At 70.9% G+C, this 15,210-nt stretch carries 13 protein-coding genes and 2 riboswitches; of the genes, 8 read left to right on the forward strand and 5 right to left on the reverse strand.

The window, feature by feature from the left end:
- The first annotated feature begins 439 nt into the window (after nt 1-439).
- From C8P66_RS04580 to C8P66_RS04590, 3 genes are read left to right on the forward strand one after another with little or no spacing between them, the layout of a single operon-like run.
- Nucleotides 440-1,120 carry a response regulator gene (locus tag C8P66_RS04580; RefSeq protein ID WP_111396981.1) on the forward strand — a complete coding sequence of 227 codons (681 nt, stop codon included), beginning with the start codon at nt 440-442 and terminating at the stop codon, nt 1,118-1,120.
- Nucleotides 1,117-2,631, forward strand: a complete 1,515-nt coding sequence (locus C8P66_RS04585) for a sensor histidine kinase (protein WP_111396982.1) — start codon at nt 1,117-1,119, stop codon at nt 2,629-2,631. Before C8P66_RS04580 ends, C8P66_RS04585 begins: the two co-directional genes overlap by 4 nt.
- A gap of 5 nt (nt 2,632-2,636) precedes the next feature.
- Nucleotides 2,637-3,233, forward strand: coding sequence for a phosphonate degradation HD-domain oxygenase (locus C8P66_RS04590; RefSeq protein ID WP_245903209.1), 597 nt, complete (start codon nt 2,637-2,639; stop codon nt 3,231-3,233).
- Between the two features lie 124 nt (nt 3,234-3,357).
- Here C8P66_RS04590 and C8P66_RS04595 read toward each other — a convergent pair whose 3' ends face one another.
- The 3 genes from C8P66_RS04595 to C8P66_RS04605 form a co-directional block, all read right to left on the reverse strand.
- On the reverse strand, nt 3,358-4,305 hold the full coding sequence (locus C8P66_RS04595; protein ID WP_111396983.1) for an alpha/beta hydrolase fold domain-containing protein: 948 nt from the start codon (nt 4,303-4,305) through the stop codon (nt 3,358-3,360).
- A 66-nt stretch (nt 4,306-4,371) separates the two neighbouring features.
- Nucleotides 4,372-5,340, reverse strand: coding sequence for a glycosyltransferase family 2 protein (locus tag C8P66_RS04600; protein WP_158537098.1), 969 nt, complete (start codon nt 5,338-5,340; stop codon nt 4,372-4,374).
- 111 nt (nt 5,341-5,451) lie between these two features.
- On the reverse strand, nt 5,452-6,435 hold the full coding sequence (locus tag C8P66_RS04605) for a Bug family tripartite tricarboxylate transporter substrate binding protein (protein ID WP_111396985.1): 984 nt from the start codon (nt 6,433-6,435) through the stop codon (nt 5,452-5,454).
- Nucleotides 6,436-6,617: 182 nt separating this feature from the next.
- On the opposite strand from C8P66_RS04605, the gene C8P66_RS04610 reads away from it, so the two are divergent.
- Nucleotides 6,618-7,616 (forward strand): Bug family tripartite tricarboxylate transporter substrate binding protein, encoded by a 999-nt coding sequence (locus C8P66_RS04610; protein WP_111396986.1) that lies wholly within the window; start codon nt 6,618-6,620, stop codon nt 7,614-7,616.
- 1 nt (nt 7,617) lies between these two features.
- On the opposite strand, the gene C8P66_RS04615 is transcribed toward C8P66_RS04610, so the two are convergent.
- Together C8P66_RS04615 and C8P66_RS04620 are read right to left on the reverse strand one after the other, a co-directional pair.
- Complete coding sequence (locus C8P66_RS04615) at nt 7,618-8,139, reverse strand: gamma carbonic anhydrase family protein (protein WP_111396987.1); 522 nt, start codon at nt 8,137-8,139, stop codon at nt 7,618-7,620.
- 63 nt (nt 8,140-8,202) lie between these two features.
- Nucleotides 8,203-9,960: an ABC transporter ATP-binding protein gene (locus C8P66_RS04620; RefSeq protein WP_111396988.1), complete on the reverse strand. Its 1,758-nt coding sequence runs from the start codon at nt 9,958-9,960 to the stop codon at nt 8,203-8,205.
- 85 nt (nt 9,961-10,045) lie between these two features.
- Nucleotides 10,046-10,138: riboswitch (glycine riboswitch) on the forward strand.
- Between the two features lie 4 nt (nt 10,139-10,142).
- Nucleotides 10,143-10,237, forward strand: a riboswitch (glycine riboswitch).
- A gap of 50 nt (nt 10,238-10,287) precedes the next feature.
- On the opposite strand from C8P66_RS04620, the gene gcvT reads away from it, so the two are divergent.
- From gcvT to C8P66_RS04640, 4 genes are read left to right on the forward strand one after another with little or no spacing between them, the layout of a single operon-like run.
- The gene (gene gcvT, locus C8P66_RS04625; RefSeq protein WP_111397129.1) at nt 10,288-11,376 is read left to right on the forward strand and encodes a glycine cleavage system aminomethyltransferase GcvT; all 1,089 of its coding nucleotides are present in this window, start codon (nt 10,288-10,290) and stop codon (nt 11,374-11,376) included.
- Nucleotides 11,377-11,387: 11 nt separating this feature from the next.
- A complete protein-coding gene (gene gcvH / locus C8P66_RS04630) occupies nt 11,388-11,756 on the forward strand; it encodes a glycine cleavage system protein GcvH (RefSeq protein ID WP_111396989.1) in 369 nt (122 codons plus the stop codon).
- Nucleotides 11,756-14,635, forward strand: coding sequence for an aminomethyl-transferring glycine dehydrogenase (gene gcvP / locus C8P66_RS04635; protein WP_111396990.1), 2,880 nt, complete (start codon nt 11,756-11,758; stop codon nt 14,633-14,635). The genes gcvH and gcvP overlap by 1 nt, the downstream gene beginning before the upstream one ends.
- Complete coding sequence (locus C8P66_RS04640; RefSeq protein WP_111396991.1) at nt 14,632-15,198, forward strand: NUDIX hydrolase; 567 nt, start codon at nt 14,632-14,634, stop codon at nt 15,196-15,198. The genes gcvP and C8P66_RS04640 overlap by 4 nt, the downstream gene beginning before the upstream one ends.
- Nucleotides 15,199-15,210 lie beyond the last annotated feature (12 nt).

The raw sequence follows: 15,210 nt of genomic DNA on the forward strand, positions 1-15,210 counted from the left end.
TCGGTTCCTTTGGTGAGTTTTCCTCACCTATACGGCGTCACCCTTGCGGCCGCTTCGCTTCGTCAGGCGCCTGGTTTCAAACCGCATGGGCCTCACCACCGGCGGCTTCTTGCCGCGGCACAGGCCCGGCCGGCAGGCTCAGGCTTGCCCCCGCATCGCATCCGGATCATGGGAAAGTGGCAGTGCCGACGCGAACCGCCCCAGGGCGGCGGGGACGGCACGCACGGGTTCAGATGGGGGGGTGTTAGGCTTGGACCTCGGCACGTGTACTGCAACCATGATTTCGGGTCCTGCCAACGAGGGGGACGCACCCATGCCGATGCAGGGGAGGCGAGCGGCGCACTCTGTCATGACGCTGACGACGGCGGGCCGCGCAGGCCTCCATGACGCTTGTTCTCCGGCGGCCGCCATCAGGCCCCGGGGCTGACTGCCACCCCCGATGCGACTGCTCCTGACCGAGGATGACCCCCATCTGGGCGAGCTGATGGCCCAGGGGCTGCGGCGCGCCGGCTGGTCGGTCGATACCGTCGCCAGTTGGGCCGATGCCGAGGCCGCGCTGGGGGTCGTCAGCTACCAGACGCTGGTGCTCGACCTCGGCCTGCCCGATGGTGACGGCCTCGCCCTGCTGCGCGACCTGCGCCGGCGGGGCGACGCGCTGCCCGTGCTCGTCACCACCGCGCGCGGGCGCATTTCGGACCGGGTGCTCGGGCTGAACGCCGGGGCCGACGACTATCTGGTGAAGCCCTTCGCGATGGATGAGCTGGTCGCCCGTCTCGGCGCCATCCTGCGCCGCGCCGCCGGGCCGCCGCGGGCGGTGTACCGCCTGGGCAATCTCGCGGTCGATCCGGCCTCTCGCATGGTCACGATCGGCGATACGCTGCACAGCTTTCCGCGGCGTGAGTTGACGGTGCTGGAATGGCTCGTGCGCGCGAGCCCCAGGGTCGTGCAGAAATCCACGCTGGAGGAGGCGCTCGGCAGCTTTGACCGCGACATCGGCGCCAATGCGATCGAGGTCTATGTGATGCGCCTGCGCAAGCGCCTGGCGCAGCTCGGCACGGATGTCGGCATCCGCACCGAACGCGGCCAGGGCTACCGCCTCGTGCACGAGAAACTGCCGTGACCCGCGAGGGCCGCTCCCTGGCCATGGTGTTCAGCGCGGCGTTGCTGATCGCGCTGGCGACGATGACCGTGGCGCTGCTGATCCTGCTCTCGATCCGCAACAACCAGATCATCGACCGCATCGAGGCCCGGGCCCTGCAAGGCCGGGCCGAGATGATCGCGAGCCACCTGCGCCGCGACGAGAACGGAGAGTGGCGCCTGAACCTGCCTTCCGATGTCGCCGCGGCCTTCTCCATCGTCTATGGCCGGGCGGCCTATGCGGTGGTGGATGCCCAAGGGAAGCTGATCCTGGGCGCCGGAACCTCGGTGCCGCTGGCCGAGCCCATGCCCCCCGGCAGCCGCCGCCCGGTGCCCTTCGAGATGGAGCGCGGCGACGCCGTCTTCACCGGCATCGTCATCCGCACCGAGATCGATGGCGTCCCCCTCTCGATCCAGGTCGCCGAGGATGAGGAGCATCCGGACGTCCTGCTGGATGACGCCCGCAACGGCTTTGCCCTGGGCGTCGGGCTCGTGGTGATGCTGCCGGTGCTGATCGCGCTGGCCGCGGTGGCGATGGTGGTGATGCACCGGCTGGTGCAGCCGGTCCGGCTGCTGGCGCGGCGGGCGGAGCTGCTGGACCCCTCCCGCCCCGCCGAACGGCTGGCGGAGGCCGACGTGCCCTCGGAGATCCTGCCCCTGGTCCAGGCGGTGAATTCGATGCTGTCGCGGCTGCAGGCGGCGCGGGAGACCCAGCGCGCCTTCACCGCCGATGCCGCGCATGAGTTCCGCACCCCGCTCGCGGTGCTGCGCGCCCGGATCGAACTGCTGACCGAGCGCGATACGGCAGCCCTGCTCGGCGCCGACCTCGCGGTGTTCGAGCGGCTGGTCGCCCAGCTCCTGGCCATCGCCGAGCTGGACGATACCGAGGCGGTGCCCGACGCGGCCCTGGACGTGAGCCGGCTGGTGCGCGAGGTCGCCGCCTTCGTGCTCTCCCTGGCCGACCAGAAGCGGGTCTCGCTGCTGGTGGAGCTGCCGGCCGCGCCGGTGATCCTGCGCGCGCATGAGGAAGCCCTGTCCCAGGCGGTGATGAACCTGCTGGAGAACGCCATCGGCCATGCCCCGGAGGAGGGCGTCGTCCGCCTCACCCTCAGCGCGTCCGGGCAGATCGAGGTGGCCGATTCCGGCCCCGGCGTGCCGGAACAGGACCGCGAGGCGGTGTTCCGCCGCTTCTGGCGCGCCCGCCGGCGCATCGCGAGCCAACGGCGTGGCTCCGGCCTCGGCCTCGCCATCGTCCAGCGCGCCGCCGACATTCACCACGGCAGCGTCGAGGTCGGCGTGGCCCCCGAGGGCGGCGCGCTGTTCCGCCTGCGCCTGGGGGAAGCAGCGCTGCCCTGCCCACCGGACCAGCCGCCGGAGCCGCCGCGGCGTGCGCGCTTTGCGCTGTTGCGCTTCTGGCGCCTCGCCCGGCGGCGGGAGAGACTGGCCCCGACCTCCGGCGCCCTGGCGGCGCCAGTCCCGAGCGGAAGGACATGACCATCATGATGACGCCAGAGAAGCGCGCGGCAGAGGAGCGCACGGCAGAGGAGCGCGCGGCGCTGGTCGCCGAGATCGGCGCGATGATGGAGGGCCGGGCGGATGGCCGCTACGGCCTGCATGACGTCACGCAGAGGCAGCATGCCTTGCAGGCCGCCTGGCAGGCCGAGCGCGAGGGCGAGCCGGACGCGCTGGTCGCCGCGGCCCTGCTGCACGACATCGGCCATCTGGTGCATGACCTTGGCGAAAACCCCGCCGAGGATGGCGTGGACGACAAGCATGAGGAATACGGCCACGCCTGGCTCGCCCGCGCCTTCCCGCCGGAGGTGACCGAACCGGTGCGGCTGCATGTGGCCGCCAAGCGCTTCCTCTGCGCGACCGAGCCCGGATACTTCGACAAGCTGGCGCCGGACAGCGTGTTGAGCCTCAGCCTGCAAGGCGGACCGATGTCGGCGGAGGAGGTCGCGGCCTTCCGCGCCCTGCCCCAGGCCGAAGCCGCGGTGCGGCTGCGCCGCTATGACGAGGAAGCCAAGATCGCCGGGCTGGAGACGCCGCCCGTCGCGCATTTCCTGCCCTTCGTGGCGCGCAGCCTGGGCGGCTGACGCGGCAGCCTACCTCGGCGGCGCGAGCCCGGACTTCGCCGATCGTCTCGTTTTCGGCAACGTCATGATGGCGCGCGGCGTCAGGCGGCACGCGGCACGCGGGTGGGATGTCAGGCGCGCGGTATCACAGGTAGCGCGCGATCCCTGCCGCGACCGCCCGCCGCGCCTCCTGCGCCTGGGACAGCAGCGCGGTCTGGCCGATGAAGCCATGCGGGACGCCGCGATAGAGCGTCATGCTGTGCTCGACCCCGGCGGCGGTCAGCTTGCGGTCGAGCTTCAGCGTATCGTCCAGCAGCGGATCCAACCCCGCCGCCAGCAGCAGCAGCGGCGGCAACCCCGCCATGTCGGCATGCAGCGGATAGCCATGGCTCGCCGTCGCGCCACCGAGATGAAGGTCCCAATACCAGGCGAGCTTGTCGGTCGAGAGGCCATAGGTGCCATCGCCCCAGTCGCGATGAGACTCACTGTCATGCTCGGCCGAAAGCATCCCATAGATGATGGCGCCGAAGCGCGGCCCCGGCTCCCCGGCATCGCGCAGCGCCAGCAGTGCCGAGAGGGCCAGGTTGCCACCGGCGGAATCGCCGGCGATGCCCATGCGGTCGGCATCGAGGCCAAGGGCCGATGCCTCCGCACGGAGCCAGCGCAGCACCGCCAGCACCTGCTCCAACGCCACCGGGTAGCGATGGTCCGGCGACAGCGCGTAGTCCAGCCCGACGATGACGGCGCCGGTTTCCGCGGCCAGCTCGCGCTTCCAGCGGTCGAGCGAGTCGATGTCACCGAAGGCGAAGCCACCGCCATGCACATGCAGGAACACAGGCTGCGGCGCGCTGCCCTCGGGGCGGTAGAGCCGGACCTTCACCTGCGGAAAATCGCCGGTCACCAGGTGCTCGGTCACGGCGGGAAGCGCTGGCCCGCCCTCGTTCAGCGCCGCCTGATAGGCGCGGGTGGCGGCGCGCGCCTCGGGAAAGGGCTGGAGCTGGGCGTTCCCGGGGGCGACCCCTTTTTCCCGCAGCAGCGTCTGGGCGGCCAGAACTTCGGGATCGATCCAGGGGGTGGGTTTCGTGTCGGACATGTCCGGCCCTGTCTTGGCTGTTGTGCGCCGACATTCGCCGCTGCCCCGGGCGACGGCAAGCGCCGGTCAGGCGGCATGCCGGATGGGGCGGAACGCGGCCGGATCGGCTGCCGGGAAGGCCCGGTGCAGGCGCGGCTGCGCGCCCAGGCGCAGCCCCTCCCGCTCACCCGCCTCGATCCGTTCGAGGAAGCGCGGCAGCGCGGCCTCGGCAAGCTGGCCGGTTTCGGCGCGCCACCGGGCATTCTCGCGCCACGACCCGGCCCAGCGGCGCGTGAGCGTCTCGGCCGCATCCGGCGCGGCGCCGGGCACCGGGTTATGCCCGACAAAGACCGCGTAGCTGACGATCAGCCGGTAGGGATCGACGATCATCCCCTGGCCATCGCGATTGGCATTGGGGGCATAGGCATGATCCACGAGCGCCTCGGGCAGCACGCGGATGCGCAGACCGGCGTCGATCAGCCTGCGACAGATGTCGACATCATCGTAGTTCGCGGGCAGGGCCTCGTTGAATCCGCCGACCTGCTGGATGGCGCTGCGGCGCAGACTCATGTTGCAGCCGGCAAGGTAGATGAAGGGATCGGCGCCCCGGCCCTGGTAGCGTTCCGCCGGGCCAGCCGCGTCGGTGTCGGGCAGCCCGTCGCGCGAGCAGACGCAGAGCCGCCATTGCATCTGGTCCGCCACCGCATCCCACACATGGCCGCCCACCGCGGCGACCTCCGGCGCGACATAGGCACCGGCATGCAGCGCGAGCCAGTCCGCGCCGCGCGGCACGGCATCGTCGTCGAGAAAGACGATCACCTCGCCCGCCGCCGCCGCGACGCCGATGTTGCGTGCCCGGCCGACGCTGGCCTCCGGGCAGGGCACCACGCGCAGCCACGGGTAGCGGGCGAGCCCCTGCAAGGTGTCGTCCTTGCAGGGGCCCGGCACGACGATGACCTCGAAGCTGGGGTAGTGCTGCCGCCGCAGGCCCTCGATCGCCGCCGGCAGGCTGGCGGCGCGATTGCAGGTCGCGATGATGACGCTGACGCGCGGCATGGCCCCGCGCGCGAAGACGCGCTGACCCAGACGGGCAAGGAATGGGCGGAAGGACATTGCGGCGCAGCATTCCGGCGCACCGCGGATCTGTCCAGCCGCCCCGTCCCTGCTTTACCCCGCGGTCACCCCCGCCTGCCGCACCACCGGCCCCCAGCGGTCGTATTCGCGCCGCACGAAGGCATCGGTATCGGCCGGGTTCATCCAGAGCGATTCCGAGGCCAGCGCCGTCAACCGCGTCCGCACCAGATCCTGCGTCAGCGCGCTGCGGGTGACCGCGGCGATCCGCTCCCGGATATCCGCGGGCGTGCCCGCCGGCGCGAACAGCCCGGTCCAGGAGCGCACGGCGTAATCGGTCACACCCTGTTCGGCGACGGTCGGGATCTCGGGGCGGATGCCGACGCGGGTATCGCCGCATACGCCAAGGATCCGCAGCCGCCCCTCCAGATGCGCGGGCAGCACCGTCGGCAGGTTCTGGAAGGCGATCTTGATCGTGCCGGACAGCATATCCGCCAAGGCCGGGCCCCCCCCCCGGTAGGGGATGTGGGTCAGCTCCGTCCCCGTCTTCAGCCGGAACAACTCGCCCGCCAGATGGTTCGTGCTGCCAACGCCCGAGGAGCCGAAGGCCATGCCGCCCGGCGTGGATTTCAGCAGCGCCACCAGCCCCGGCACGTCGGTGATGTTCAGCGAGGGATGCACCACCAGCGCGTTCGGCACATCGACCAGCATCGAGATGGGTGCCAGCGCCTCGCGCACGTCATAGCCCTGGTCGGGCAGCACGAAGGGGTTGATGACGTGATTGCTCGCCGAGGAGATCAGCAAGGTATAGCCATCCGGCCGCGCCCGCACGACCTGGCCCATGCCGACCGAGCCGCCGCCGCCGGGCCGGTTCTCGATGATGAAGGGGCGGCCGAAGGCTTCGGACAGGCCGGGGGCGAGCAGCCGCGCCACGACGTCATTCGACCCGCCGGGCGCCCAGGGCACCAGCAGGGTCACGGGCCGGTCGGGCCAAGCGGATTGCGCGCGCGCGATGGCAGGGGTGAACAACGCCCCGAACCCGAGGCTGCGGCGGGTCATGACAATGGCGCGCTTGCGCATGGTGTGGTTTCTCTCCCGGTGGGCGATGTTCGGCCGGGCGCGAAACTGCCCCTGCGGCCGTGCCGCGTCCCATGCCGAAATCGTGGCCCGGTATCGCGCAGGGGTCTATCGGGATTCGAAAGATTTATCGGTAACCTTGCACCAAGCCCGGGGCATCCTGACCCGCCCCGGCAGGAGGATATATGATCCAGATCCCGCGTCGCGCCGCCCTTTCGCTCGGGCTGCTTGCCGCCCCCGCGCTGTTGTTGCGGCCCCCCGGCGCCAAGGCCCAGGCAAGGTGGTCGCCGGATCGGTCCATGCGCCTCGTCGTGCCCTTCACCCCGGGCGGCACCACCGACATCCTGGCGCGGCTGATCTCGGGACCGCTGGGCGCCGCACTCGGCCAGACCGTGGTGATCGAGAATCGCGGCGGCGCCGGCGGGACCGTGGGGGCCGAGGTGGTCGCCCGCTCCGCCCCCGACGGGCTCACCATCATGATGGGCCATATCGGCACGCTGTCGGTGAACCCGAGCCTGTATCCGCGCCTCGGCTACGACCCCGACACCGCCTTCGCGCCGATCGGCCAGGTCGCGAGCGTCGCCAACATCCTGGTGGTGAATCCGGCCAAGGTGGCGGCCCGCAACGTGCAGGGGCTCATCGCCGCGGCCAAGCGCGATCCGGGCGGGATTTCCTATGGCTCGGGTGGCAATGGGTCGGCGGCGCATATCGCCATGGCCGCCTTCGCCGATGCGACCGACACCCAGTTCCTGCATGTGCCCTATCGCGGCACCGGCCCGATGATGAGCGACCTGATCTCCGGCAGCCTCGACATCACCATGACCGGCGGGCCGGCCGTGCTGCCGCATGTGCGTGACAACCGGCTGGTGGCGCTCGGCGTCTCCTCCACCACCCGCTCGGTGGCCGCACCCGATGTGCCGACCATCGCCGAACAGGGCGTGCCCGGTTTCGACGCGACACAATGGTATGGGCTCGTCGGCCCGGCCGGTATGCCCGCGCCAGTGGTGGCGCGGCTGAATATGGAGCTGAACCGAATCCTGGCCGATGCCGAGCTTCAGCGTCGCATGGGGCCCGAGGCCGCAGAGGTTGCGCCCGGCACGCCGGAAGCCTTCGGAACCTTCATCAAGGCGGAAACGGCGCGCTGGGGCGCGCTGATCCGCAAGACCGGCATGAAGGTGGAGTAGCCTACAACTGCCGCAACCCGGCCGCGAAGCGACGCCAGTTTTTGACGTAGCTCGCGGCCGAGCGCAGCAGCCCCGCCTGGGCCTCCTCGCTCAGCACCCGCACCGCCTTGGCGGGCGCGCCGACGATCAGGCTGCCATCGGGGAATTCCTTGCCCTCGGTGACCAGCGCATTGGCGCCGACGAGGCAGCCGCGGCCGATGCGGGCGCCGTTCAGCACGGTCGCGCCCATGCCGATCAGCGAGCCCTCGCCCACCGTGCAGCCATGCAGGATGGCATGGTGGCCAATGGTGCAATCGGCCCCGATCACCATCGGGAAGCCGGCATCGACATGCAGCATCGCGCCTTCCTGGATATTGGTGCGGTCGCCGATCACGATGGGTTCGTTGTCGCCGCGGATGACCGCGCCGAACCAGACCCCGACCTCATGCCCCAGGCGAACGCGGCCGATGACATGGGCGTCGGGCGCGATCCAATAATCGGCCGGCAGGGTCGGGATGTGGTCTTCGAGCGCATAGGCCGGCATGGGTTTTCTCCTCCGTTGCCGCCATCATCCGACAGGCGGCAGCGAGGGGGAAGCCCAGGTGCCTCAGGCTATGGCGGTGAAGGCCTGGGCGCGGACCAGCCGGGCGTAGAGCCCGTCCGCGGCCAGCAGGCTCTCATGCGTGCCCTGCTCCACGGCGCGCCCGGCTTCCAGCACCACGATCAGATCGGCATCCCTGACCGTCGCGAGGCGATGGGCGATGGCGATGGTGGTGCGGCCGGCGCGCAGCGTCGCCAGCGCGGCCTGCACCGCGGCCTCGTTCTCGGCATCAAGCGCGCTGGTCGCCTCATCCAGCAGCAGCACGCGCGGGTTGCGCAGCAGGGCGCGGGCCAAGGCGATCCGCTGTTTTTGGCCGCCCGAGAGCCGGCCACCACCGGTGCCGAGGGGGGTGTCGTAGCCCAGCGGCAGGGCCGCCAGGAAGCCATGCGCCTGGGCGGCACGGGCGGCATGCTCGACCTCCTCGCGCGTGGCACCAGGGCGGCCGCAGGCGATATTGGCGAAGGCGGTGTCGTCGAAGATCACCGCTTCCTGGCCGACATAGGCGATCGCATCGCGCAGCGAGGCGATGCTCAGCCCGCGCAGATCCATCCCATCCAGCAGCACCGCGCCGAAGCTCGGGTCGAACAGCCGGGGGATCAGCTGGATGGCGGTGGACTTGCCCCCGCCCGAGGGGCCGACCAGCGCCACAGTGCGGCCAGGCTCGGCCATGAAGGAGAGGCCTGCCAGCGCCTTGGCATCGCCCACCGTGTAGGTGAAGCCGACCTCGGCGAATTCGAGCCGCCCCGGCCCAGGCGGCAGCGGCACGGCATTGGCGGCATCCACCACCACCGCAGGCCGGTCCACCACCGCAAACACCCGTGCCAGCCCCGCCAGCCCTTCCTGGAGCGCCGCATTCAGGCTGCCCAGCGCCCGCAGCGGCCGGGCCGCGATCAGCAGGGCGGCGACAAAGCCGGTGAACTCGCCCACCGTGCCCACACCGACCGAGACTCGCCAGCCGACGAAGGCCAGCACGGCGGCGACGGCGAAACCGCCGAGGGCCTCCAGCACCGGATCGACGCGGGCGCGGTTGCGGCCGATGCCCATCAGTGCCTCGCGCAGATTGGCGAAGGCGCGGGCGGCGCGGGCCTCCTCGGCCTCCTCCAGCCGATAGGCGCGGACCACGCGGGCGGCGGCGAAGGACTCCGTCAGCAGCGCCGCCGTCTCCCCCACCCTTTCCTGCATGCCGCCGGAGGCGCGGCGGATGCGCTTGCCGAGCTTGATGATCGGCACCGCCGCGATCGGATACATGGCGGCGGCGATCAGGCTCATCTGCCAGTCCAGCCAGATCATGGAGGCGACGAGGCCCACCACGGTCAGCACATCCGCCACGCCCTGAATGGTCTTGGCCAGCGCCTCGCGGATCGCGGCGGCGTCGGAGGTGAAGCGGGCGGCGTTGCGCGCCGGGGCCTCGCCGGCGACGGTGCCGAAATCGGCCCGGGTCAGGGCGCGGAACAGGCTGTTCTGCAAGCCCTCGATCACCCGCAGCACCACCGATTGCACCGCCAGCGCCTGGCCATACTGCGCCGCCGCCTTGGCGCAGGTCAGCGCGATGATGGCGATCGGCACCAGCCAGACCACCGCCATGTCGCCGGCCGCGAACAGGTCGAAGGATTGCTGAATCGCCAGCGGATAGAGCGAGGTCAGCCCCGCCACCGCCACGGTGCCGATGATGGCGGCAAGGATGCCGCTCGGATGGTGCCGGACATGGTCGCGCCAAAGGCGGCGGATCAGGAGGCGGGTGGTCTGCGGATCGGGTCGGGCCATGCGCGGCGCGGTAGCACGGCCGCGCATTCCCCCGCGAATCAGCGTTGCACGCCCCCCACCCCTCGGGCATACCCGATGCACCCGCTGATCCCACGCGGGAGAGAGGGGTGGCGACACCCCCGCCGAAGGCGCAACCGGCCCCCGGAAACGCTCAGGCACCAAGGGCCGCGTGGGGAAGGGGACTCTGGAAAGCCCGGATGGCGCAAGCCGGATGGCACCGACGGAGCAAGGCGCCACCTGTCACGGTGGGCTGCATCTCTCAGGTTCACAGACAGAGGGGGGCCACGGACCGACACCGGCGGAAACGCCGGCTGTGATGGAGTGACCGTGGCCGATTCCCTGTTGCAGACCCCGCTTGCCGGGCTTCACGCCGAATTTTTGGGGCGCATGGTGCCCTTCGCGGGCTACGCCATGCCGGTCCAATACCCCAGCGGGATCATGGCGGAGCACAACGCGACCCGCAGCGGCGCCACGCTCTTCGACGTCTCCCATATGGGCCAGGCGATCCTGGAAGGCCCCGGCGCCACGCTGGCGCTGGAACGCGCGACCCCGGCCGATATCGACGGGCTGCGCGTCGGGCGGCAGCGCTATCTGCTGCTGACCACGGAGGATGGCGGCATCCTGGATGACGCGATGTGCGCGCGCCTTGGGCCCGACCGGCTGTTCCTGGTGCTGAACGCCAGCCGCAAGCATCTGGACCTGCCGCGCATCGAATCCCTGCTGCCGCCCGGCGTGACCCTCACGCCCTGGCCGGACCGGGCGCTGCTGGCGGTGCAGGGGCCGAAGGCGGCGGAGTTGCTGCCCTCCCTCGCCCATCTGCCCTTCATGGGTGTCGCGGAAACCACCCTGCTGGGGGCCGAGGTCATCGCCACCCGCAGCGGCTACACCGGCGAGGATGGCTTCGAGATCAGCGTCGCCGCCGACCAGGCCGAGGCCTTCGCCCGCGCCTTGCTGGCCCTCGGCATCACCTTGGCCGGGCTCGGCGCGCGGGATTCGCTGCGGCTGGAGGCCGGGCTCTGCCTCTATGGCCAGGATTTGGATGAGACCACGAGCCCGGTCGAGGCCGGGCTGACCTGGACCATGGGCAAGCGCCGCCGCATGGCCGACGATTTCCCCGGGGCCGATCGCGTTCGCGGTGAACTCGCCGATGGCCCTGCCCGACGCCGCGTCGGCCTGGCCATCGAGGGCCGCCAGCCCGCCCGCGCCGGCACGCCGATCCATCTGCCCGACGGCGAGGCGATCGGCATCGTCACCTCCGGCGGCTTCGGCCCCACGGTGAACGCGCCCGTCGCCATGGGCTACGTGCCTCCCGCCCAGGCGGTGGACGGCACGCCGCTGCATCTGATGGTACGCGGCAAGCCGGTCCTGGCCCGCGTCGCCCCCCTGCCCTTCGTTCCCCATCGCTACATCCGCTGAAAGGCCGCCCCATGCTGCGCTTCACCAAGGACCATGAATGGGTCAGCCTGGACGGCACCCTCGCCACCGTCGGCATCACCGACCATGCGCAGACGGCACTCGGCGACGTCGTCTTCGTCGACCTTCCCGAAGCTGGGCGCGAGGTCGAGGCCAATGAGGCCGTCGCCGTCGTCGAAAGCGTCAAGGCCGCCTCGGACGTCTATGCCCCGCTGGCCGGGCGCATCACCGAGAGCAATGCGGCGCTGTCCGACGAACCCGCGCTGGTGAACAGCGACCCCGCCGGGGCCGGCTGGTTCTTCCGCATGGAACTGGCCGACGCCGCCGCCTTCGACGATCTGCTCGATCAGGACGCCTACACCGCCTATGTGGAGAGCCTGTGATGTCCGGGCGCGCAGCCTTCGCCGCATTGGCCGATCATGACGGTTTCATCCGCCGCCACATCGCCCCGGATGCCGCCGAACAGGCGGTGATGCTGCGCGCCATCGGTTGCGACAGCCTGGAGGCGGCGATCGCCCGCACCATCCCCGCCAGCATCGCGGGCGCCGACCTTTCGGCGATCCCGGCGGTGGTGAATGAGGCGGAGGTGCTGGCCGAACTCGGCGCCCTCGCGGCGCAGAACCGGTCCGACATCCTCTCGCTGATCGGGCTCGGCTACCACAACACCCATGTGCCGCCGGTGATCCTGCGCAATGTGCTGGAGAACCCGGGCTGGTACACCGCCTATACCCCCTACCAAGCCGAGATCGCCCAGGGGCGGCTGGAGGCGCTGGTCACCTTCCAGACCCTGGTCACCGACCTCACCGGCCTGCCGGTCGCCAATGCCAGCCTGCTGGACGAGGGCACCGCGGCGGCCGAGGCGGTGGCGCTGGCCCTCGCCGCCCATAAGGGCAAGTCCGACACGCTGCTGGTCGCCGCCGATCTGCATCCGCAGAGCCTCGCCGTGCTGCGCACCCGCGCCGCCCCCGCCGGTGTAATCGTGGAGGTCGTGGCGCCCGCCGAGATCGTTGCCGCCTGCGCAGCCCAAAAGCCGTTCGCGCTGCTGCTGCAATATCCGGGCAGCACCGGCGAAATCCGTGACCTGCGCCCCGAGATCGCCGCCATCCATGCCGTGGGCGGTCTGGCCATCGTCGCCGCCGATCCGCTGTCGCTCTGCCTGCTGACCCCACCCGGGGAGATGGGCGCCGATATCGCCGTCGGCAGCACCCAGCGCTTTGGCGTGCCCATGGGCTATGGCGGCCCGCATGCCGGCTATATGGCGGTGAAGGACGGGCTGAAGCGCCTGCTGCCCGGCCGTCTGGTCGGCGTCAGCCTGGATGCCGCCGGGCGCCCGGCGATGCGCCTCGCGCTGCAGACCCGCGAACAGCACATCCGCCGCGAGAAGGCGACCTCGAACATCTGCACCGCCCAGGTGCTGCTGGCGGTGATGGCCGCGATGTATGCGGTCTGGCATGGGCCGGAGGGTCTGCGCCGCATCGCGATGCGCACGCGCCTCGCCGCCGGGATGCTGGCCGATGCCGCCACGCAGGCGGGGTTCACGCTGCGCCATGACATCTTCTTCGATACCATCGCGATCGAGGCCGGCGCCCGCGCCGATGCGATCATGGCCGCGGCCCTTGGCGCCGGCATCAACCTGCGCCGGATCGACGCGACGGGCATCGGCATCTCGACGGATGAGGTGGTGACCGAGGCGACGCTCGCGACGCTGGCCCTGGTGCTCGGCGCGAAGGACGCGCTGGCCGCCCCCGCGCCACTGCCGGAGGCGCTGGTGCGCACCAGCCCCTTCTGCACCGCGCAGGTGTTCTCGGCCTACCACTCCGAGCACGCGATGCTGCGCTACCTGAAAAAGCTGGAGGATCGTGACGTCGCGCTGAACCGCAGCATGATCCCGCTCGGCTCCTGCACCATGAAGCTGAATGCGACGGCGGAGATGATGCCGATCACCTTGCCCGGCTTCGCGCGGATGCATCCCTTTGTCCCCGCCGATCAGGCCGCCGGCTATCTGACCCTGGTCGAACGGCTGTCCGCCTGGCTCTGCGCCGCGACGGGGTTTGCGGCGGTGTCGCTGCAGCCCAATGCCGGCAGCCAGGGCGAATTCGCCGGCCTGCTCGCCATCCGCGCCTGGCACGCCGCCCGCGGCGATACGCAGCGCGATGTCTGCCTGATCCCCTCCTCCGCGCATGGCACCAACCCGGCCTCGGCGGCGATGGCGGGAATGCGGGTGGTGGTGGTCGGCTGCGACCGCGATGGCAATGTCGATCTCGCCGATCTGGCGGCCAAGGCCGCGCAGCACGCCGACCGGCTTGCGGCGCTGATGGTCACCTACCCCAGCACCCATGGCGTCTTCGAGGAAGGTATCCGCGAGGCCTGCGCCATCATCCATGGGGCCGGCGGGCAGGTGTACATGGATGGCGCCAACATGAATGCGCAGGTCGGGCTGACCAGCCCCGCCGCCATCGGCGCCGATGTCTGCCATTTGAACCTGCACAAGACCTTCTGCATCCCGCATGGCGGCGGTGGGCCGGGCGTGGGGCCGATCGGGGTTGCGGCGCATCTCGCGCCGCATCTGCCCAACCATCCGCTGCTGGCGGCGGGCGGTCCCGCCACCGGCTATGGGCCGGTCTCGGCCGCGCCCTTCGGCTCGGCGGCGATCCTGCCGATCCCCTATGCCTATATCCGCATGATGGGCGCCGAGGGGCTGCGGCAGGCGACCTCGGTCGCCATCCTCTCGGCGAACTACATGGCGGCCAAGCTGGCACCGCATTACCCGATCCTCTACCAGGGCAGCCAAGGGATGGTGGCGCATGAATGCATCCTCGACTGCCGCGGCTTCCAGGCCTCGGCCGGGGTGATGGTTGAGGACATCGCCAAGCGGTTGCAGGATTACGGCTTCCACGCGCCGACCATGTCCTGGCCGGTCACCGGCACCTTGATGATCGAGCCCACGGAAAGCGAGCCGCTGGCCGAGCTCGACCGTTTCATCGAGGCGATGGTGAGCATCCGCGGCGAGATCGCCCGCATCGAGGCCGGCACCCTGGATCGCGCCGACAACCCGCTGAAGCACGCCCCCCACACCGCCGAGGAAGTCACCGCGACCGATTGGCCGCATGGCTACACGCGGGAGGAAGCGGCCTTCCCGCTGCCTTACGTCCGGGCGCAGAAATACTGGCCGCCGGTGAAGCGGGTGGACAATGTCTATGGCGACCGCAATCTGGTCTGCACCTGCGCGCCCCTCGAGGCCTATGCCCAGGCGGCCGAGTGAGCGCGGACGCGCCCGGCTGGGATCTGGTCTCGGAACGCAGCCTCGTCCGGGACCGCTGGATCGACCTGCGTGCCCAGTGCTGCCGCGCCCCGGACGGGGCGGTGCTGGACCCGTATTATGTCCAGCTCTACCCCGATTGGGTGCATGTCGTGGCGCTGACCGCCGATGACCGGCTGGTGCTGGTGCGGCAATGGCGCCAGGGCATCGGCGCCTGGGTCACGGAACTGCCCGGCGGGGTGATCGACCCCGGCGAGGACCCGGTGACCGCGGGGATGCGCGAATTGCGCGAGGAGACCGGCTTCGGCGCCGCCGGCGCCCGCCACATCGCCGCCCGTTCGCCCGAGCCCGCCAAATTCAACAATCGCGTGCATACCGTCATCGCCCTGGATGCCGAGGTTGTCGCCGCCCCGCATCGCGAGCCGGGCGAGACCATGAGCGTGCTGCTGCGCCCGGTGGCCGAGGTCCTCGCTGAAATGGGCGAGGGGGGCGGCATCGGCCATGCGACCCATGTCGCGGGGCTCTATACCGCTTTGCTCGCACTGGGGCGGCTCGGGCTGCGGTAACTGCTGGCATCC

Source organism: Humitalea rosea (assembly GCF_003253705.1).
GTDB lineage: Bacteria > Pseudomonadota > Alphaproteobacteria > Acetobacterales > Acetobacteraceae > Humitalea > Humitalea rosea.